This window comes from Dactylosporangium sp. NPDC000244 (assembly GCF_040300725.1).
GTDB lineage: Bacteria > Actinomycetota > Actinomycetes > Mycobacteriales > Micromonosporaceae > Dactylosporangium.
Window position 1 is genome coordinate 30,949 of the sequence record NZ_JBEPEH010000007.1, and the last position, 19,308, is coordinate 50,256.

Here is a 19,308-nt window from a genome sequence, read left to right on the forward strand (position 1 = left end):
CGATCTCAGACCTCGCTCGGCTCAGCGGACGGAGTGCGGGTGAACCCACGGTCGGCAGCATAGGTCTCGAGCTGCCGGCGCAGGTTGCGCCGTCCGCGGTGCAACCGGGACATCACGGTGCCGATCGGCGTGTTCATGATGTCGGCGATCTCCTTGTAGGAGAAGCCCTCGACGTCGGCGAGGTAGACCGCGAGGCGGAACTCCTCGGGCAGCGACTGCAGGGCTTCCTTCACGTCGGAGTCGGGCAGCCGGTCCAGGGCCTCGGTCTCGGCCGAGCGCAGCCCGCTGGACGTGTGCGACTCCGCCTCGGCAAGCTGCCAGTCGGTGATCTCCTCAGTGGGCGCCTGGACGGGCTGACGCTGCCGGCGCCGATACGAGTTGATGTACGTGTTCGTGAGGATCCGATACAGCCACGCCTTGAGGTTGGTGCCCGTCTCGAACTGGTGGAACGCCGCGTAGGCCTTCAGGAAGGTCTCCTGCACGAGGTCCTCAGCGTCCGACGGGTTGCGCGTCATGCGCAGGGCCGCGGCGTACAGCTGGTCGATGAAGGGCAACGCGTCGTGCTCGAACCGGACCCGCTGCTGCTCCGCGCTCTCGCTGCTCACCACTCGTGCGACCCCCACCCTTGACCGTCCGGTCGAGGATACGCCGAGTTCCTGTGCGAGTTCTGTGTTTGTGGCGCCCGTCAATCGCTCACGGGCGATCGGCTGCCACGACGCATCCGGCTCCGCGTCGGTCGTCCCGGGCCACGCCGGACTGAACAGCAACTCGCGGATCCGCAGGTCGTCACGCTCGAGTGTTGCCACGCTCTGGTTCCCTCCGCTGACGGCGCCGTCGGCAGCGCCGCTCGGGTGGTGTAACACCGCAACGCGGCCCGCCATTCCGCCTCACCGCTCCAGCGGCCGGACCACTTTGGGACCGGGCCGGCCGCTGGGAGCAGGAAGGGCCTGGGAGTTGTGGCAGCGTGACCGGTGTAAGCCGGCCACATCCCGATCAACGAGGCAGTCCGGCCCCGGTGACGAAGGCCACGGCGGCCTCGGCGACGGCCGCGGGGCGCTTCGACAGCGCGTGGGTCTCGCCGGGCAGGACCTCCACGCGTACCCCGGGCGACGCCCCCGGCACCCCGAAGGCGTCGCGGTCGCCGTTGAGCACGAGCGTCGGCACCCCGGTGAGCAGCTCGTCGGCGCGGGACTTGTCCGGCTTGCCCGGCGGGTGCAGCGGGAACGCCAGGGCCAGGACCCGTGCCGCCCCGGCCTCGCGCGCGGTGCGGCAGGCGACCCGGGCGCCACTGGAGCGCCCGCCCACGACGAGCGCGCCGAACTCGAGGTTCCGGCGCAGCCGGGCGACGACGGCCAGCCAGGCGGCGTCGAGCTGGGCGGCGGGCGCGGGCGCACGCCGGCCGGCGACCCGGTACGGCTGGGTCACCAGCGCCACGGCGACCCCGAGGCCGAGCACGGCGTCGTGCACGGCCACCAGGTCGGGCGCGTCGACGTCGCCGCCGGCGCCGTGGCCGAGCATGAGCAGCGTCCCGCCGTAGTTCTCGGGCACGTCGAGCTTGTACCGCGCCGGGCCGAACGGGGTCGCGACCGAACGCCCGCCGCCCGGCCGGGGCCGGGCGGCGGACGAGGACGGCTTTACTGCGGAGCGCCCGCCCCGACCGGATCCGGCTGTTCCCGGGTCCGGGCCCGCTGCAACGGCAGGATCGGCAGGCACGCCATCGCGCCGAGCCGTGGGTCGCTCTGGCCGGGAACGCCCGGCCCCTGCCCCTCGCTGCGCCATGCGACGAGCATCGCACGCCGCTCGCGCGGTGTTGTGGCTCCCCAGACACCGTGGCAGTCGCCGACGTCGAGGGCCCACGCGAGGCAGGCTCCCTGGACGTCGCACGTGCGGCACAGGGCCACCGCGGCGTCGGCCGGCTCCGTCGGAGCCGGGAAGAACGTTTCTGGGTCAACCGCCTGACATGCGCCGCGGATGCGCCAGGCTCCGTCGCCCTGCTGCTCCTTGACGGCCCTGAGCAGTCGCGGGTCTCGCTTCGCGGCTGCAACTTCGTGAGGGCGTGGCATCCTCGCCCGGGTCATACACCCACCTCCCCCGTGGGTCAAACGAACGCAAGGCGGGAAAACGTCGGGATGCCCCCATCCGACATAGACCCACCGGCGCTGTGTTGTATCGCAGAAACGGCTGCAAATTCAAGAGTTCATCGGCCGATCCGCAAAAACGGTCGGATTTTTTCTGGACTTACAGCCTAAAAAAGGGTCAGATCGATCGGCTCGACATCGCTCGATCGGAGTGGGGGTGCCGCAACTTTCGCGACCAAGTCAGGACCGTCGTTGCGTACGTCGCCCACGCGGGCGCCTACAGGGCGTAGCTCCAGCCGTGCGACGTGCGACGATGGCGTCGGCAACAGGAGGCTTGCATCCGGTTGTGCGGTAAGCCAGTCGGCCCATCGCGCCTCCGGCAGCAGTAACGGCATGCGGTCGTGGATGAGCGCCAGGTCATCGACGGCCGGTGTGGTGATGATGCTGCACGTGAGGAGTCGATCGTCGCCTTTGCCCCACACTGACCACAGGCCCGCGAATACGCACGGCTCGGCGTCGCCGAGGGTCATGAAGTAGGGCTGCTTGGATTTCCCGTCGTCACTGCGGACCCACTCGTACCATCCGTCCGCGGGCACCAGGCACCGCCGCCGCGCGAACGACTGCGCGAAGGCGCCGGAGGACTCGACGGTCTCGACCCGCGCGTTGATCATCCGGGCGCCGGCCTTCGGGTCCTTGGCCCAGGTCGGCACCAGCCCCCAGCGGGCCGTGGCCAGCACCCGGCCGCCCGCCGACTGCGACACCCGCACGACCGGCACCGGGTCGGTGGGGGCGACGTTGTAGTCCGGCTCGAGGCCGTCGGTCTCGTCGGCCGCCTCGAACAGGGCGCTGAGGTCGGCGTTGCTGCGCGAGGTCGCGTACCTGCCACACATGGGGCCAACGGTATCCGTGCGGTATGAGAAAAATCCTGCCCGGCAACTCAACAGTCGCTACATATCGAAGTTGATTGCACACTGAGCGCGTGGAAACCGACTTACCGTGGCCCGCTCCCACCGCCGCCGGTCCGCTGGACGCCGCGCTGCGGTTGCCGGGGTCGAAGTCCATGACCGCGAGGGCGCTGGTCCTCGGGGCCGTCTCGCACGGCGCCAGCACCCTGCGGACCCCGCTGCGGGCCCGGGACACCGAGCTGATGGCGGCCGGGTTGCGCGCGATGGGCTGCCACGTGTCGACCGCCGACGACAACCTGTGGCTGCTGCGCTCGCGGCCGCTGGAGGGCCCGGCCCGGGTCGACGTCGGGCTGGCCGGCACGGTGCTGCGCTTCCTGCCCCCGGTCGCGGGCCTGGCCACCGGCTCGGTGTCCTTCGACGGCCAGCCCGCCGCCCGGCGCCGCCCGATGGCCCCGCTGCTCGGCGCGCTGCGGACGCTGGGCGCGCGGATCGACACCGACAACGGGCTGCCGTTCACCGTGCACGGCTCGGGCCGGATCACGGGCGGCCCGGTGACCATCGACGCCTCGGCGTCCAGCCAGCTCGTCTCCGGGCTGCTGCTGTCGGCGGCCGGCTACGACCGGGGTGTGGTCGTACGCCACGTCGGCGCCCCGGTCCCCAAGCCGCACGTGGACCTCACCGTGCACATGCTGCGCGCGGCCGGCGCCGGCATCGACGACACCCGCCCCGACGTGTGGGCGGTCGAGCCCGGGCGGCTCAAGGGACGGGCCTGGGACATCGAGCCGGACCTCGCCAGCGCCGCCCCGTTCCTGGCCGCGGCCCTCGTCACCGGCGGGACGGTCACGGTGCGGGGCTGGCCGGCCGCGACCAGCCAGCCGACCCGGCGGCTGCTGGACGTGCTGCGGCAGATGGGCGGCGAGGCGGCCCTGACGCCGGGCGGGCTGATGGTGCGCGGCTCCGGGACGGTCCACGGCGTCAGCGCCGACCTCACCGGGCTGGCCGACGTGTCCGCGGTGCTGGCCGCCGTCGCCGCGCTCGCCGACTCCCCGTCGCACCTGCGCGGCCAGGAGCCGCCCGACCGGCTGGCCCAGGTGGCCGCGGCGCTGACCGGCCTGGGCGCGGACGTGACCGCGGAGCCGGACGGGCTGCGCATCCGGCCGCGCCCGCTGCGGGGCGGCACGCTGCGCACGAACGGCGACCGGCGGCTCGCGCACGCGGGCGCGGTGCTCGGGCTGGCGGTGCCCGGGCTGCGTCTGGACGACGTGGCATGCACCGCGAAGACGCTGCCGGACTTTCCCCGGCTATGGTCAACGATGGTGGCCGGGCGATGAGGGTCGGGTTCAGCGGGAGGGTCGGCTGAGGCGGAAGCGCGAGTACGACGAGGATGACGTGAGGGTGCGCCCGAGCCGGTCCTCGCGACCGCGCACGCGCCAGCGCCCCAAGCACAGCGACGCCGTCGAGGGGTTCGTGGTCGCGGTGGACCGCGGGCGGTACACCTGCCACATCGGCGACACCGGCGCCGCCGTCACCGCCATGCGCGCCCGCGAGCTGGGCCGGCACGGGGTGGTCGTCGGCGACCACGTGCAGATCGTCGGGGATGTGAGCGGCCGCCCCGACACGCTGGCGCGCATCGTGCGCATCGACGAGCGCACCTCCGTGCTCATGCGCACCGCGGACGACGAGGAGGGCGGCACCGAGGGCCGCTTCGAGCGGGTCGTGGTGGCCAACGCCGAGCAACTGGTGATCGTGAACTCGCTGCAGGACCCGCCGCCGCGGACCGGGTTCATCGACCGATGTCTGGTCGCGGCCTACGACGCCGAGATCGACCCGCTGCTGTGCCTGACCAAGGGCGATCTCGCGTCCCCGGACGCGGTGCTGGACTACTACGCCGAGCTCGACCTGCCGTACGTCCTGTGCCGCCCCGACCGCCCCCTGGACGACCTCGTGGCCGAGCTGACCGGCCGGGTGTCGGTGCTGATCGGGCACTCCGGTGTCGGCAAGTCCACGCTCGTGAACCGGCTGGTGCCCGGCACCGACCGCGCGGTGGGCTCGGTGAGCGCGGTCGGCAAGGGCCGGCACACCTCGACCAGCGCCGTGGCCCTGCAGCTCCCGGACGACCTCGGCTGGATCGTGGACACGCCGGGCGTGCGCTCGTTCGGCCTCGCGCACGTCTCGGCCGACAGCCTGCTGCACGGCTTCCCCGACCTCGTGGAGGCCTCCACGCGCTGCTCGCCCAACTGCGACCACACCGGCGCGGGCGGCGACTGCGGCCTGGACAAGCTCGTGGCCGAGGGCGGGGCCGACCCGCGCCGGCTCGCCTCGTTCCGCCGGTTGCTGGCCTCGAAGGAGGGCACGCCCTCAGACGACGACGGGGCCGCCTGAGCGCCAGTAGACGTTGTTGTCCCGGGACAGCAGCCCGCCGTCCACGAGGCAGCGCCGCAGCGCCGCGTGGTCGTCGTGCCAGGCGCGCAGGATCGCGTCGACCTCGCGCTCGGGGTAGCGCACCCCGGGCTCGAAGGACGAGGCGATGTGCTCGAGCACGACCATGCGCTTGCCGTGCGCGGCCGGGATCTGCGTCAGCCGGCCGTCGCTGATGAACGTGCGCAGGACGAGGTCGCGCTGCCGGTCCGGGTCCAGCTGCGGCTGCGGGCCGGCGCTCACCGCGGCGGCGCGCACGGCCTCCTTGAACGTGTCCGCCGACGCGGCGAGCTCGCCGCCCTCCACGCCGAGCAGGCCGCCCTGCTGCAGCCGCCGGATGGCGGGCTCGATGACGCGGGCGGGCAGGCCGGTGGCGGACTCGACGGCGCTGGGGGTGCGTGCGCCCAGGACCACGGCCGCGAAGACCTGGAGACGCTCGGACTCGGCAAGCAGGCCGCACAGGGCTGTGGGAGTCACAAACGGCGACAGTACTGCCAGAAGGTGGCGATCGTCGGCTAAGTTTCCGCGCATGGCTCGCTACGCGGACGATCTGGCCCTCGCTCATCTTCTCGCCGACACCGCGGACGCGATCGCCGTGCCGCGCTTCCGCGCCCAGGATCTGCACGTGTCCGAGAAGCCGGACCTGACGCCGGTGACGGATGCGGACACCGCGGTGGAGAAGGCGCTGCGGGCCACCCTCGGCCGGGCGCGCCCGCGCGACGGGGTGCTCGGCGAGGAGTACGGCGCGACCGAGGCCGCCGCGGGCCCGGGCAGCCGCCAGTGGGTCATCGACCCGATCGACGGCACGAAGAACTTCGTGCGCGGGGTGCCGATCTGGGCGACGCTCATCGCGCTCATGGAGGGCGACCAGCCGGTCGTCGGCCTGGTGTCGGCGCCCGCGCTCGGGCGCCGCTGGTGGGGGGCGCTCGGCCATGGGGCGTACGCGGGGCGCCACACCGCCGCCGCGACGCCGATCCGGGTGTCGTCGGTGTCGCGGCTGGCCGACGCCTCGTTCTGCTACTCGTCGCTCGGCGGCTGGGAGGAGGCCGGGCGGCTGGGCGCCATCCTCGACATCAGCCGGCGCACCTGGCGGCAGCGGGCCTACGGGGACTTCTACGGGTACATGCTGCTGGCCGAGGGCGCCGTCGACATCATGGTGGAGCCCGAGCTGTCGCTGTGGGACCTGGCGGCCCTGGTGCCGATCGTGACCGAGGCCGGGGGCACCTTCACCGACCTGCAGGGTACGCCGGGTCCGGGCGGCGGCAGCGCGGTCGCGACAAACGGCCGGCTGCACGAGGACGTGCTCACCCGTTTGAGCAACACCCGACTGTCCGGTTTGTCCGGGTAAACCCAAAGGTCCGTATGCCCGGCACCCGCACGGGGTCTATCCTGCCCGGGTGGCATCTTGGAGTTGGCTGTTCCTCGGCGCGATGATCGCCGCCTACGGCGTCGCCAACCTGCTGCAGTCCGTGGCCGCCGCGCGCACCGATCTGCATCAGGGCTTTCAGCCGATGCTCCTGCTGCGCCTCGGCCGCCACAAGTCCTACCTGGTCGGCGTCGCCTGCCAGTGCGCCGGCTTCGCGCTGGCCTTCTTCGCCCGCCGCGACCTGCCCCTCTTCCTCGTGCAGTCGGCCATGGCCGCGGGCCTGGGCGTGACCACGCTGCTGGGCGTGCTGATCCTCAAGTGGAAGCTGCCGCGCACCGAGGTCGCGCTGTTACTGGCGCTGACCGCGGGCATCGCCGCGCTCGTGCTCGCGGCCAAGCCGGCCCCGTCCCGCCAGCTCGGCACCGGGGGCGTGATCGGCCTGGCCGTGGTCCTGGTGGTGCTGGCGGTGCTGGGCTTCTTCGCCAGCCGGCTGCACGGCGCGCCCGGCTCGGTGGTGCTCGGCTCCCTGTCGGGCGTGGCGTTCGGCGCCGCCGCGGTGGCGTCCCGCCCGCTGGCCTCGGCCGACTCGCTCGGGCAGTTCGTGACCGACCCGCTGTCGTACCTGCTCATCGCCCACTCCCTCGTCGGCCAGCTGCTCCTGGGCCTGGCCATGCAGCGGGGCTCGACGACGGCCGCCGTGGCCGCGATGGACGCCGCCGGCGCCGTGCCGGCCGCGCTCGTGGGCCTGTTCCTCCTCGGCGACGGCGTGTGGCCGCACCGCGAGTGGCTGGTGGCGGTGGGCTTCGTGGTGACCCTGGCCGGCGTGATCGGCCTGAGCTTCTACGCGGAGCCGCAGCACCACCACCGCACGGTCACGGAGGAGTCGGAGCCCCCGCCGCCGGGCCTGGCGTTCAGCGCATCCCGCGGCCCCGCCCGCCGATAACCCGGGACAACGAAATGTCGGGCGCTTCGCTAGCCCGACATTTCGGATTTATACCCCGACGGGCGTCAAGAGCGTAGAAATCTTTGCTCGGGCCCGCGTCACCTGCGGACCGTTGCTCCCGCCAGACATCCCGGCCTCCGCGGTGGCAAGATCAAACACGGAGCGTGGCCGGTTGAGCACGCGATGTCCACCGTTCGGGGGACCCGTCCGGCAACTCGCCCGACCCAGCCCGCACCCGGGTTCTCGTTCAGACTCCCGCCGCCTGACCGATTCAGGGATTGCACAAAGCCCTAGTCGTGAGCAGGAAGGAGGCGGAACACGTGCTGAAGAACAAGCTCAGCGCCTGGTTCGCGGTCTGGATGGCCTTGCTCACCGTGGCGTTCTACCAGTGGCCCGACATGCACATGATCTGGTGGGGCGCGATCGGCCTGTCCAGCGTGGTCGGCGTCGTCGTGGGCGTCGTGGTGCACCGGCCGAGCCGCCGCTGGCCGTGGTTCCTCCTGGCTGCCGCGCTGGCCTGCTTCGGCTTCGGCGACTTCCGCTACAACCTGCTCACCGACGTGTTCGGCCTCGAGAACCCGTTCCCGTCGTTCTCCGACGTGCTGTACCTGGCGATGTACCCCATCCTCGCCGGCGGCCTGCTCGGCTTCATCCGCTCCCGCACCGGGCGCAACAACCGTGACAGCCTGATCGACGCCGCCACGTTCACCATCGGCCTGGCCCTGCTGTCCTGGATCTTCCTGATCGACCCGTACGTGCGCAGCACCGAGCTCACGCTGCTGCAGAAGCTGGTCTCGATCGGCTACCCGCTCGGCGACGTGCTGACCCTGGCCGTCTTCGCCCGCCTGCTCACCGGTGGCGTGCGCCGCACCGGCTCGATCAACCTGCTCGGCCTCGGCACCGCCGGCCTGCTCGCGGCCGACGTCGTCTACGGCCTCATCCAGCTCAACGGCTCCTGGCACGTCGGCGGCCCCACCGACCTCGGCTGGGTCGTGTGCTACTCGGCGTGGGCCGCGGCCGCGCTGCACCCGTCGATGCAGGAGATGACCGAGCCGACCCGTTCGGCCACCGCCGACCTCGGCGGGCGCCGCATCGCGCTGCTCGGCGCCGCCTCGCTGATCGCCCCCGGCGTGCTGCTGGTCGAGGCGAGCCTGGGCACCGTGCGCGACGCCGCCGTCGTCGCGGCCGCCTCCGGCGTCATGTTCGCCCTGGTGCTGCTGCGCCTGGCCGGCGTCATGGGCAACCACCGCCAGTCGCTGGCCCGCGAGCGGGAGCTGCGCGAGGCGACGACCACGCTCGTCTCCGCGGCCGACACCCGCGAGGCGCTCTCCGCCGTGCAGACCACGCTCGAGCGGCTGCTGCCGGCCGACACCCCGCACGTGGTGACCCTCGTGCGTGTCGGCGCCGAGGAGGAGCTGCCCGCGCCCGGCCTGGTGCGCGTCTCCGGGCTCGCCCCGGACGTGCGGTCCCGGCTGCGCGAGTTCAGCTCGGCGCTGCGCCACCCGCTCGGCGTGACCAGCGACGTGCTGTACCTCGCCGCCCCGACCGAGGTCCTCCAGCTGCTCCAGCCGACCTTCGAGGTGCTCGCCTCGCAGGCCGCCATGGCGCTGGAGCGCATCACGCTGACCGCCGAGGTCAACCGGCGCAACAGCGAGGCGTACTTCCGCACCCTGATCCACAACACGTCCGACGTCATCCTGATCGTCGACGACAACGACGTGATCCAGTACGCCAGCCCCTCGGCCGGCACGGTCTTCGGCGACGAGCGCATCGCGGGCTACGAGCTGTGGGAGTTCATCGCCCGCGACGAGCGCGCCCGCCTCGCCGAGCTGCTCGGCCAGGTCCGCTCCGGCGCGCACGGCCACGACGTCATGGACGTGCGGGCCGAGCGCGTGGACGGCTCCGACCTGCTGGTCGAGGTCGACTGCCGGGACCTGCGCGAGGACACCACCGTCGGCGGCCTGGTGCTGACCGTGCGGGACGTGACCGAGCGCCGGCGCCTCGAGGAGCAGCTCATCCGCCAGGCGTTCCACGACTCGCTCACGGGCCTGGCCAACCGGGTGCTCTTCGGTGACCGGGTCGAGCAGGCCGTGTTCCGCGGCCAGCGCGACGGGAGCCTGGTCGGCGTCCTCTTCATCGACCTCGACGACTTCAAGATCGTCAACGACACGCTCGGCCACGCCGTCGGCGACGAGCTGCTGCAGGCCGTGGGCAAGCGCATCACCGCCGAGCTGCGCCCGACCGACACCGTCGCCCGCCTCGGCGGCGACGAGTTCGCCGCGCTCATCGAGGCCGACTCCATCGCCGACCTCGAGCTGGCCGCCGAGCGCATCAACCTCGCGCTCGCCGAGCCGTTCGCCGTGGCCGGCGAGTCGGTCAACGGCATCAGCAGCATCGGCCTGTCCACCACGATCGACGCGAACTCGGCCGAGGAGCTCATGCGCCAGGCCGACCTCGCGCTCTACGTGGCCAAGGGGGCCGGCAAGGGGCAGTGGCGGCGGTACCAGTCCGACCTGCACACCGCCGTGCTGGAGCGCCTGGAGCTGCGCGCCGCGCTCGACCAGGCCGTCAAGGAGAGCCAGTTCGTGCTGCAGTACCAGCCGATCGTCGACCTGGAGACCGGCGTGCCGCTGGGCTTCGAGGCGCTCGTGCGCTGGAACCACCCGACCCGGGGCATGATCGCGCCCGGCCACTTCATCGAGGTGGCCGAGGAGAGCGGGCTCATCGTGCCGATGGGGCGGATGGTGCTGCAGCAGGCGCTGAACACCGCCGGCCGCTGGCAGCGCTCGACGGCGCCCGGCGCGCTGCGGTACATCAGCGTGAACGTCTCCGCTCGCCAGTTCCGCACTCCCGGCTTCGTCGAGGAGGTGCGCCAGATGCTGCGCACCTCGGGCGTGGAGCCCGGCACGCTGCTGCTGGAGATCACCGAGAGCCTGCTGCTGCGCAACGACGACACCGTGCGCGCCGACCTCGACGCGCTGCGGGCGATGGGCATCCGGCTCGCCATCGACGACTTCGGCACCGGCTACTCGTCGCTGTCGTACCTGCAGCACATGCCGATCGACGTCCTGAAGATCGACAAGTCGTTCATCGACGACATGCTCAGCTCGACCCAGCAGCGGGCGGTCGTCACGGCGATCGTCCAGCTGGCCCAGACCTTCAACCTCTCGGTCGTGGCCGAGGGCGTCGAGGAGGCCGGCCAGCGCGAGGCCCTGCAGCAGATCGGCTGCCCCTACGGCCAGGGCTACCTGTTCGCCCGGCCGCTGTCCGAGCCCGACGCGTTCGCGCTCATCCCGAAGACCGCGCCATTCGCCGCGATGGCGTGACTCGACCGGAGACCCCGGCGAGCTCCACAGGAACGCTCCTCAACCATGGAAGGTAGACCCGCATGACCGTCCACCCGCTGCACAGCACCCAGGGCTCCTACGTTCGTCGCGACGGACGCTGGGACGACCTCGAGCGACTGCGCACGACCAGCCCGATGTACGACGCCGTCATCGAGGAGATCGACGGCCGCCGCATCCGGGTGGGCAGTCACTGGCTGACCGACTGGGCCTCGTGCAACTACCTCGGCTTCGACCTGGAGCCGGAGATCATGGACGCCGTCGACCCGTACATCCGCACCTGGGGCACGCACCCCAGCTGGTCGCGGCTGCTGGGCAACTCCCGGCCGTACATCGACATCGAGGAGCGCCTCACCGAGCTGCTCGGCGCCCCGGACACCCTGCTGCTGCCGACGATCACGCACATCCACATGTCGGTGATCCCGATCCTGGCCGGCGACGGCACCATCTTCCTCGACTCGCAGTCGCACAAGACCATCTACGACGGCTGCATGTACGCCAAGGGCCTCGGCGCCACGGTCCAGCGCTTCAAGGCCGGCGACCCGGAGCACCTGGCCGAGCTGCTGGCCAAGGCCCCGGCCGGCAAGGCGAAGCTCGTGGCGATGGACGGCGTCAACAGCATGACCGGCCTCGCGCCCGACCTGGCCCGCTTCGCCGAGGTCTGCCGCCGGTACGACGCGCTGCTCTACGTCGACGAGGCGCACGGCTTCGGCGTCATCGGCGAGCGGCGGCCCGACGAGACCTCGCCGTACGGCTCGCGGGGCAACGCGATCGTGAAGTACGCGGGCGAGACCTACGACAACATCGTGCTCGTCGGCGGCTTCTCGAAGTCCTACTCGTCGCTCATGGCGTTCCTGGCCCTGCCGACGTGGCTCAAGAACCACCTCAAGGTCGCCGCCCCGCCGTACCTGTACTCGGGCCCGTCCCCGACGGCCTCGCTGGCCACGGTCATGGCCGGCCTCGACGTCAACGAGAAGCGGGGCGACGAGATCCGCGCCGACCTGTACCGCAAGACCATGCGCGTGCTCGACCACGTGCGCGCGCTCGGCGTCTACACCCCGAACTCCGGCACCACGCCGATCATCGAGCTGCCGCTGGCCCCGGGCGAGGACATCGCCCAGGTCGGGCAGTTCCTGTGGGACCGCGAGACCTACGTGACCCTGGCCGCCTACCCGCTCGTCCCGCGCGACCAGGTCGGCTTCCGCGTCCAGGTCACCGCGGCCAACACCGACGCCGAGATCGACCAGCTCAACGGCGTCATCACCGAGCTCGCCCACGCCGGCCGCCTGCTGCGGACGGATGTGTTCACCCTCGGGAACGCGGCTTGAAGCACGAGCATCAGGCCCGGCACCGCGCCCGGCGGCAGCTGCCGGCGCTGCTGATCCCGCTGCGGGTCCGGGACTTCCGGCTCCTGTGGACGGGCATGAGCAGCTCGCTGATCGGCGACGGGATCCTCCTCGTTGCGATGGCCTGGCAGGTGTACGCGCTGTCGGACGCCCCGGCGGCGATGTCCGTCGTCGGGTTCGCCCTGACCCTGCCCCAGGTCGCCACGCTACTGTTCGGCGGCGTGGTCAGCGACCGGTTCGACCGGCGGAAGATCATGCTCGCCACCGACGTGGTACGGGGCTCGGTGCTGACGGTGCTCGCGGTGCTCAGCCTCACCGGCGTCGTGCAGGTGTGGCACATCGTGGCGCTGGTCGCGGTCTACGGGGCAGCGTCGGGCTTCTTCGGCCCGGCGTTCGACGGGCTCGTGCCCACCCTGGTCGACGAGGAGGAGCTGGTGCAGGCCAACGCCCTGGACCAGTTCGTGCGGCCCGCGGCCCTGCAGATGGCCGGCCCGTCCCTCGGCGGCGTGCTCATCGCCGTCGGCGGCAGCGGGCTGGCCTTCGCGGTGGACGCCGTGACGTTCGCGATCTCGGCGGCCTGCCTGCTGCTGATGCGCGCCCGACCGGCGGCGGCCGGACCCGCGGAGGCGCCCGAGGCGTCGGTGTGGGAGGAGTTCAAGGCCGGCATGCACTACGTGCGCGGCAACGTGTGGCTCTGGGGCACCTTCCTCGCCGCGACGTTCGCCTACCTGCTCTTCATCGGCCCCACCGAGGTCCTCCTGCCGCTCGTGGTCAAGCACGAGTTGCACGGCACCGCGGGCGACCTGGGCCTGGTCCTGGCCAGCGGTGGCATCGGCGCCGTCGCGGCGGCCCTGATCGTCGGGCAGCGCGGGGTGCCGCAGGAGTACATGCGCTTCATCTACGTCACCTGGACGCTGGCGACCCTCGCGGTGGCGGGCTACGGGCTGGCCACGGCGTCGTGGCAGCTCGCCATCTCGTGCGCGCTCGTCAACGGCCTGGAGGCGGCCGGCACGATCGCGTGGGCGACCGCGAAGCAGCGGCTCGTCCCGGCGGAGCTGATGGGTCGCGTGAGCTCGGTCGACTGGTTCATCTCGATCGCACTGGTACCGCTGAGCTACGCCATGGCCGCGCCCGTCGCGACCGCGATCGGCGTGCAGAACACCCTCATCGGCGCGGGTGTGCTCGGGGCCGCGGTGACCCTCGCGTTCCTCTACCTGCCGGGCATGCGCTCGCCCAAGCAACTGGTGGTGCCGTCATGAGCGACGTGGTCGAGCTGGTGGACCGGCTGGGGCAGGCCTTTCTCGCCCGCGATCTGGAAGGCGCGCTCGCCTGCTTCGTGCCCGACGACGACATCACGTACGTCGGCTCCGAGGCCGGCGAGTGCGCGACCGGCCGCGACGCCGTGCGGGAGCTCCTCGCGGGGCTCTTCGCACGGCCCGCGGCCTACACCTGGCAGGCGACGTCGGCGACGGTGCACACCCTGCCGGGCGGCGCCTTCGTCATCGCCGAGGCCGACGGCGCCGAGCACGGCCCTGACGGGTCGGTCGAGCCGTTCCCGTACCGCATCACGGGCCTGCTCTCCCGCCGCAACTCGGGCGCCTGGCTGTGGCGGGCGGTCCAGGGCTCGGAGCCGACGTAAGGAACCGCTCGAATGCGAAATGTCGGGCGCTTCGCGCCACGACATTTCGGACTTATGACCTGACAGGCGAAAAATGCGATAAGTCGTGGCGCGGAGCGCCCGACTTATCGGTTCACGTCCGAGCACGAGGACTCGTGCGGCAGCAGTGGCCGCAGGCCCACCTCCCAGCGCGCGCCGCCCGACATCCAGGGCGTGCGCGCGTTGGCGTTCCTCGCCGCCGCGAGCACCGGTGCGGCGTCGGCCGTCACGCATCGCACGTTCAGGTTGCCCACGGGATCGCCCGGCAGCGGGGCCGTGCCGGGCCAGTCGACCGGCGGCGGGTCTGTGGGCAGGCCGTCCTCCCGCGGCTGCCACTGGTGCCCGACGGCGGCGACCAGGCTCGGCTCGAAGGCGACGGGCTCGCCCAGGTCCAGCTCGCGCAGGTAGCGCACCAGTTCGACCAGCGGCTTGCGGGCCTGGTGCTGGGCCGCGCTCAGGCCGTCGTCGCCGAGGCCGAGGGCGGGCGCGTCCGACGTGACCAGGCCCGTGCCGGTGCGCACGGTGATGATCGTCGTCCCGGCGTCCATGATCTGCGGGGTGCCGAGGTCCGCGCCGTTGCCGACGCCGGCCTCGACGGCCCGCTCGGCCAGCTTGCGCACGGTCTCCGGGCTCGCGTGGCGCACCTGCACGTTCGGCAGGGCCGGGCCCGGGTACATCTCCGTGACCGGGCCCGCGGTGATGACCCTTCCGTCGCCGTACACGCTGATCTCCGGCACCTGGGTCACCAGCATCTCGACCGGCAGCATGCCGCCGGAGCTGCGCACCTGCAGGACGAGATCGTCCGGGGCGTAGGCAATGGGCGGCTCGCCGGTGGTGGACGGCGAGCCACAGGCGGCCGCGAGGAGCGCGGTCGCCAGGATCAGGCGCGAAGGCTTCATGGCGGGTTGGACGCGGGAGGCGGCCGGACGGTTCCCGCGTCCAACTAACAGTGTTAGTTTATGGGCATGCGAACCGTGTACTTTGCCGCCGCCCGGCGCACACCGATCGGGAGGCTGCGTGGGGCGCTCTCCCACGTGCGGCCCGACGACCTCGCGGCGGCCGTGGTCAGGGAGCTGGTGTCGGGCATCGACCCGGCCCGCGTCGACGAGGTCTACTGGGGCGCGGCCAACCAGGCCGGCGAGGACAACCGGAACGTGGCGCGGATGGCGGTACTGCTGGCGGGCCTGCCCGACAGCGTGCCCGGCGCGACCGTCAACCGGCTCTGCGCCTCGGGGATGGAGGCGGTCACCGTCGCCGCCCGCACCATCGCCGCGGGCGAGGCCGACGTGGTCGTGGCCGGCGGGTCGGAGTCGATGAGCCGGGCGCCGTTCGTGCTGCCGCGGCCGGACGAGGCGCTGCCGCACGCGATGGCCGTCTCCGACACCCGGCTCGGCTGGCGCCTGGTCAACCCGCGCATGCGGGAGCTGCACGGGCTGCTGAGCATGGGCGAGACGGCCGAGGAGGTCGCGGCGCGGCACGGCATCGGCCGCGAACGCCAGGACGCGTTCGCGCTGCGCAGCCACCAGCGGGCGGCCGAGGCGACCGCGAACGGGCACTTCGCGGCCGAGCTGCTGCCGGTCGACGGGGTCGGCGCCGACGAGGGCATCCGGGCCGACACGAGCCTGGAGAAGCTGGCCAAGCTCAAGCCGGTCTTCCGCGACGGCGGCACGGTGACCGCCGGCAACTCCTCGCCGCTCAACGACGGCGCGGCCGGGCTGCTGCTGGTCAGCGAGGACGCGCTGCGCGAGTTCGGGCTGGAGCCGCTGGGCCGCTATGTGGCCGGGGCGTCGGCGGGCGTGCACCCCGACGTGATGGGCATCGGGCCGGTGCCGGCGACCCGCAAGGCGCTCGCCCGGGCCGGCTGGTCCGTCGGCGACGTGCGGCAGGCCGAACTCAACGAGGCCTTCGCGGCGCAGGTGCTCGCGTGCGCCGACCAGCTCGGGCTCGACCCGGAGCTGGTCAACCCGGACGGCGGCGCGATCGCGCTCGGGCACCCGCTGGGCTGCTCCGGCGCGCGGATCCTCACGACGCTGCTGCACCGGATGCGGCGCACGGGCGACTCCCGCGGGCTGGCGTCGATGTGTGTGGGTGTCGGGCAGGGCTCCGCGGTACTGGTGGAAAGGATCTGAGCATGCGATTCGAGGGCAGGACGGCCGTCGTCACCGGCGGGGCCCAGGGCATCGGGGCGGCCACCGCGGCGTTGCTGCGCGAGCAGGGCGCGAACGTGGTGGTGCTCGACCTCAAGGCCGCCGACGGGGTCGTGGCGTGCGACGTGACCGACAAGGTGCAGGTCGACGAGGTGTTCGCGGGCATCGGCCGGATCGACATCCTGGTCAACAACGCCGGCATCACGCGGGACAACCTGCTGTTCAAGATGCCGTTCGACGAGTGGTCGGCGGTGCTCAACACCAACCTGACCAGCATGTTCCTGTGCTGTCAGGCGGTGCAGAGGGTGATGGTTCCCCAGCGGTACGGCCGGATCGTCAACCTCAGCAGCCGCTCGGCCCTGGGCAACCGCGGCCAGGCGAACTACGCCGCGGCGAAGGCGGGCGTGCAGGGGCTCACCGCGACGCTGGCGATCGAGCTGGGGCCGTACGACATCACCGTCAACGCGGTGGCGCCGGGCTACATCGCGACCCCGATGACCGCGGCCACGGCCGAGCGCGTCGGCAGCACCGCCGAGGAGCACCAGGCGATGGTGGCCGAGCGCACGCCGCTGCGCCGGGTCGGCCGGCCCGAGGAGGTCGCCGCCGTCATCGCGTTCCTGGCCAGCGACGAGGCCTCCTACGTCTCCGGCCAGACCCTCTACGTCAACGGCGGCGCCCGCTAGCTACTTCAGGGTGAGGTCGACCTCGGCGACGTCGCCGGCCTGCCGGTCCTTGTGGTCGCCGAGGTCGACCAGCCGCAGCTTGTACGTGCCCGGCTGGTCGATCTTCACCTGGAACGCGAGGTCGGTGCCGACCGCCTTCTGCCCGCTGGACAGGGCCTCGTTCGGCGCCGTGTCCGGGCCGAGCTCGGAGTTGTCCGGCGTGCCCAGGCGGAAGTGCTCCTGCCCGACGTACTCCGAGGACTTCCCGTTGTACTGGATGTCGACCTTGCACATCACCACGCGGTAGCCCTTCTTCGCCTGCCCGTTGTAGTCGAAGAAGCCGCCGCGCAGGTCGCACGTGGTGAACGTGGCGGTCACGTCCCGCACGGTCACCTTCTGGTCCTTGATCAGGTTGACCGGCTCGTACGCGTTGACGTCCCCGCTCGCCAGCGAGATCTTGGGCTGCTCGCGGTCGGCCGCGCCGAAGATGAGCTCGCCGGTGGCGATGCTGACCTTCAACGGGTCGTAGATGCCGAAGTCCAGGGTGTAGTTGCTCTTCTGGCCGCCCGCCACCGTGGTGCTCTCCTGGAACTGGCCCGTGTACTGCTGCCCGCCGACGTTGAAGACCGTCGGCAGATAGGGCCGCTCGTTGTCCGAGCCGAGGTTCTCGATCACGAGCTCGGCCGTGAGCTTCGGCGTGCTGTCGGTCTTGGCGTCGTACGTCACCTTGGCCACGGTGACCTTGAACTGGGAGTACCAGATCGTCTTGTTCACGTCGACGGTCTGCGTGGCCGCGCCCGGCTTCGCGTTGGCGGTCGGGGCCGCCCCGCCGCCGTTGTCCGTCCCGGTGCCGTTGTCCGTCCCGGTGCCACCGTTGCCGCGACTGCCGTTGCCGGCCGTGGCGGTGCGGTCCGTGTCCGGCTTGTCGTCGCTGACCGCGTTCCAGGCGACCGCGCCACCGACGCCGAGCAGCAGCACGGCGCCGACCACGATGAGCACGAGCAGGCCGGTCTTGCTCCCGCCGCCGCCCGGGCGCGGCGGCGCGACGGGCTGGAACGGCGGCGCGACCGGGGGCGGCGCCCCGAACACCGCGGTGGGGTTGGGCGGCGCGCTCGTGGGCGGGGACGTCGGCGTGGCGGAGGACTGGAACGCCGCCGGCGACACCGGGCTCGGCGGCCCGGACATGGGCGCGGTGGGCATTGGGGTGGTGGACATGGGCGCAGTCGGCAGGCCCGAGACCGGGACGGGGACCGGGCCGGAGATCGGGGCGTTCGGCGGGGCGATCATCGGCGGGCGCGGGCCGGCCGGCGGCGGGCCCTGCGGGAAGGGCGCGGGCCGCGAGGGCATCGCGGCCAGCACGCTGCCGAGCGCGACGACGAGCTCGGGCTGCTCGATGATCGTCGGGGCGACCCCGAGCCGCTGGTGCAGCAGCGTGGAGACCATCGGGATGCGGCTGGAGCCGCCGACGAGGAACAGCCCGCCGATCTGGTCGATGCGCACCCCGGCCCGCTGCAGGGTGCTCGCCGTGAGGTCGACGGTGCGCTGCAGGTAGGAGCGGGACAGCTGCTCGAACTCCGAGCGGGTGACGTGGATGTCGGTCTCGAACAGCGGCAGGTGCACGCTCGCCGTCGAGGCGCGGGAGAGCTGCTCCTTGGCCGCGCGCACGTCCTCGCGCAGCAGGTGGTGCCGGCGGCGGGCGGCGTCGTCGGCGGGCTCGACCAGCTGGCGCCAGCGGTCCGGGTCGGTGGCGGTGAGCGACTGGCCCAGGTGTCCGATGATCGCCGCGTCGAGGTCGACCCCGCCGACGTCGGGCAGGCCGTCGCTGGCCAGCACGTCCCAGCCGCCGTCGGGCCGGCGCCGCAGGATCGTGGTGTCGAAGGTGCCGCCGCCGAAGTCGTACACCACCAGGACCCCGCCGGGCACGATGGTGCGCCCGAGGATGCTGGTGAAGTACGCGGCGGCCGCGATCGGCTCCGGCACCAGGATCGGCGACGGCATGCCGGCCCGGGCCGCGGCGTCGGCGAGCACCGAGCGGCGGTGGGTGGCCCAGTTCGCCGGGTAGGTCAGCACGGTGCGCACCGGCATGACCCCCAGCACCCGGGACGCCTCGTCCGCGGTGCGCCGCAGCAGCGCGGCGAGCAGGTCGGACACCGCGTACTCGCGCTGCCCCAGCAGCACCGTGCCGTCATCGACCCGGCGCTTCGGGTTGGGCTCGAAGCGGGAGGGATCGAGCCGGGCACTGCGCTCGGCATCCCGGCCGACGAGCAGGTGCCCGTCGACCTCGGCGTACACCGACGACGGCAGCAGGAAGCTGGCGTCGAACAGCAGCGGCTGGCTGCGACCGTCGGCGGCGGTCAGCGCGGCGACCGTGTGCGTGGTGCCCAGGTCGATGCCCAGCTGCGACTCGATATGCCTCGTCACGCCGTCACGGTAACGCCTGCC

17 protein-coding genes are annotated in these 19,308 nt (G+C 72.5%); 10 read left to right on the top strand and 7 right to left on the bottom strand.

Annotated elements, in window-relative coordinates:
* Positions 1–5: 5 nt before the first annotated feature.
* The 4 genes from ABT369_RS11360 to ABT369_RS11375 form a co-directional block, all read right to left on the bottom strand.
* Positions 6–881, bottom strand: a complete 876-nt coding sequence (locus ABT369_RS11360; protein ID WP_502891724.1) for a sigma-70 family RNA polymerase sigma factor — start codon at positions 879–881, stop codon at positions 6–8.
* Between the two features lie 112 nt (positions 882–993).
* Positions 994–1,548: an alpha/beta hydrolase family protein gene (locus ABT369_RS11365; RefSeq protein WP_502891725.1), complete on the bottom strand. Its 555-nt coding sequence runs from the start codon at positions 1,546–1,548 to the stop codon at positions 994–996.
* 86 nt (positions 1,549–1,634) lie between these two features.
* Entirely contained in the window at positions 1,635–2,078 is a 444-nt protein-coding gene (locus tag ABT369_RS11370; protein WP_350611633.1) for a WhiB family transcriptional regulator, read from the bottom strand.
* A gap of 167 nt (positions 2,079–2,245) precedes the next feature.
* Positions 2,246–2,968 carry an SOS response-associated peptidase gene (locus ABT369_RS11375; RefSeq protein ID WP_350611634.1) on the bottom strand — a complete coding sequence of 241 codons (723 nt, stop codon included), beginning with the start codon at positions 2,966–2,968 and terminating at the stop codon, positions 2,246–2,248.
* A gap of 89 nt (positions 2,969–3,057) precedes the next feature.
* On the opposite strand from ABT369_RS11375, the gene aroA reads away from it, so the two are divergent.
* Together aroA and rsgA are read left to right on the top strand one after the other, a co-directional pair.
* Positions 3,058–4,314 (top strand): 3-phosphoshikimate 1-carboxyvinyltransferase, encoded by a 1,257-nt coding sequence (gene aroA / locus ABT369_RS11380; RefSeq protein WP_350611635.1) that lies wholly within the window; start codon positions 3,058–3,060, stop codon positions 4,312–4,314.
* A gap of 64 nt (positions 4,315–4,378) precedes the next feature.
* Complete coding sequence (gene rsgA, locus ABT369_RS11385) at positions 4,379–5,365, top strand: ribosome small subunit-dependent GTPase A (RefSeq protein WP_350611864.1); 987 nt, start codon at positions 4,379–4,381, stop codon at positions 5,363–5,365.
* Here the strand turns inward: rsgA and ABT369_RS11390 are convergent.
* Positions 5,342–5,878, bottom strand: a complete 537-nt coding sequence (locus ABT369_RS11390) for a DUF2087 domain-containing protein (protein ID WP_350611636.1) — start codon at positions 5,876–5,878, stop codon at positions 5,342–5,344. The genes rsgA and ABT369_RS11390 overlap by 24 nt on opposite strands.
* 52 nt (positions 5,879–5,930) lie before the next feature.
* On the opposite strand from ABT369_RS11390, the gene hisN reads away from it, so the two are divergent.
* From hisN to ABT369_RS11420, 6 genes are all read left to right on the top strand, one after another.
* A complete protein-coding gene (hisN, locus tag ABT369_RS11395; RefSeq protein ID WP_350611637.1) occupies positions 5,931–6,749 on the top strand; it encodes a histidinol-phosphatase in 819 nt (272 codons plus the stop codon).
* A gap of 82 nt (positions 6,750–6,831) precedes the next feature.
* Positions 6,832–7,710: a hypothetical protein gene (locus ABT369_RS11400; protein WP_350611865.1), complete on the top strand. Its 879-nt coding sequence runs from the start codon at positions 6,832–6,834 to the stop codon at positions 7,708–7,710.
* 296 nt (positions 7,711–8,006) lie between these two features.
* Positions 8,007–11,036: a putative bifunctional diguanylate cyclase/phosphodiesterase gene (locus ABT369_RS11405; RefSeq protein ID WP_350611638.1), complete on the top strand. Its 3,030-nt coding sequence runs from the start codon at positions 8,007–8,009 to the stop codon at positions 11,034–11,036.
* A 62-nt stretch (positions 11,037–11,098) separates the two neighbouring features.
* Positions 11,099–12,382, top strand: a complete 1,284-nt coding sequence (locus ABT369_RS11410) for an aminotransferase class I/II-fold pyridoxal phosphate-dependent enzyme (RefSeq protein WP_350611639.1) — start codon at positions 11,099–11,101, stop codon at positions 12,380–12,382.
* Positions 12,379–13,659: an MFS transporter gene (locus tag ABT369_RS11415; protein WP_350611640.1), complete on the top strand. Its 1,281-nt coding sequence runs from the start codon at positions 12,379–12,381 to the stop codon at positions 13,657–13,659. Before ABT369_RS11410 ends, ABT369_RS11415 begins: the two co-directional genes overlap by 4 nt.
* Entirely contained in the window at positions 13,656–14,039 is a 384-nt protein-coding gene (locus ABT369_RS11420) for a YybH family protein (protein WP_350611641.1), read from the top strand. The genes ABT369_RS11415 and ABT369_RS11420 overlap by 4 nt, the downstream gene beginning before the upstream one ends.
* A 104-nt stretch (positions 14,040–14,143) precedes the next feature.
* On the opposite strand, the gene ABT369_RS11425 is transcribed toward ABT369_RS11420, so the two are convergent.
* On the bottom strand, positions 14,144–14,956 hold the full coding sequence (locus ABT369_RS11425; RefSeq protein ID WP_350611642.1) for a hypothetical protein: 813 nt from the start codon (positions 14,954–14,956) through the stop codon (positions 14,144–14,146).
* Positions 14,957–15,022: 66 nt separating this feature from the next.
* Here ABT369_RS11425 and ABT369_RS11430 point away from each other — a divergent pair, with 66 nt between their 5' ends.
* Together ABT369_RS11430 and fabG are read left to right on the top strand one after the other, a co-directional pair.
* Positions 15,023–16,186: a thiolase family protein gene (locus tag ABT369_RS11430; RefSeq protein ID WP_350611643.1), complete on the top strand. Its 1,164-nt coding sequence runs from the start codon at positions 15,023–15,025 to the stop codon at positions 16,184–16,186.
* 2 nt (positions 16,187–16,188) lie between these two features.
* Positions 16,189–16,887: a 3-oxoacyl-ACP reductase FabG gene (gene fabG, locus ABT369_RS11435; protein WP_350611644.1), complete on the top strand. Its 699-nt coding sequence runs from the start codon at positions 16,189–16,191 to the stop codon at positions 16,885–16,887.
* On the opposite strand, the gene ABT369_RS11440 is transcribed toward fabG, so the two are convergent.
* Positions 16,888–19,287 (bottom strand): Hsp70 family protein, encoded by a 2,400-nt coding sequence (locus tag ABT369_RS11440; RefSeq protein WP_350611645.1) that lies wholly within the window; start codon positions 19,285–19,287, stop codon positions 16,888–16,890.
* Positions 19,288–19,308 lie beyond the last annotated feature (21 nt).

Coding starts and splice junctions, on each gene's coding strand:
- ABT369_RS11360 (WP_502891724.1), bottom strand. CDS start 881: ATGGCGGGCCGCGTTGCGGTGTTACACCACCCGAGCGGCGCTGCCGAC.
- ABT369_RS11370 (WP_350611633.1), bottom strand. CDS start 2,078: ATGACCCGGGCGAGGATGCCACGCCCTCACGAAGTTGCAGCCGCGAAG.
- ABT369_RS11375 (WP_350611634.1), bottom strand. CDS start 2,968: ATGTGTGGCAGGTACGCGACCTCGCGCAGCAACGCCGACCTCAGCGCC.
- hisN (WP_350611637.1), top strand. CDS start 5,931: ATGGCTCGCTACGCGGACGATCTGGCCCTCGCTCATCTTCTCGCCGAC.
- ABT369_RS11400 (WP_350611865.1), top strand. CDS start 6,832: ATGATCGCCGCCTACGGCGTCGCCAACCTGCTGCAGTCCGTGGCCGCC.
- ABT369_RS11410 (WP_350611639.1), top strand. CDS start 11,099: ATGACCGTCCACCCGCTGCACAGCACCCAGGGCTCCTACGTTCGTCGC.
- ABT369_RS11420 (WP_350611641.1), top strand. CDS start 13,656: ATGAGCGACGTGGTCGAGCTGGTGGACCGGCTGGGGCAGGCCTTTCTC.
- ABT369_RS11425 (WP_350611642.1), bottom strand. CDS start 14,956: ATGAAGCCTTCGCGCCTGATCCTGGCGACCGCGCTCCTCGCGGCCGCC.
- ABT369_RS11430 (WP_350611643.1), top strand. CDS start 15,023: ATGCGAACCGTGTACTTTGCCGCCGCCCGGCGCACACCGATCGGGAGG.
- fabG (WP_350611644.1), top strand. CDS start 16,189: ATGCGATTCGAGGGCAGGACGGCCGTCGTCACCGGCGGGGCCCAGGGC.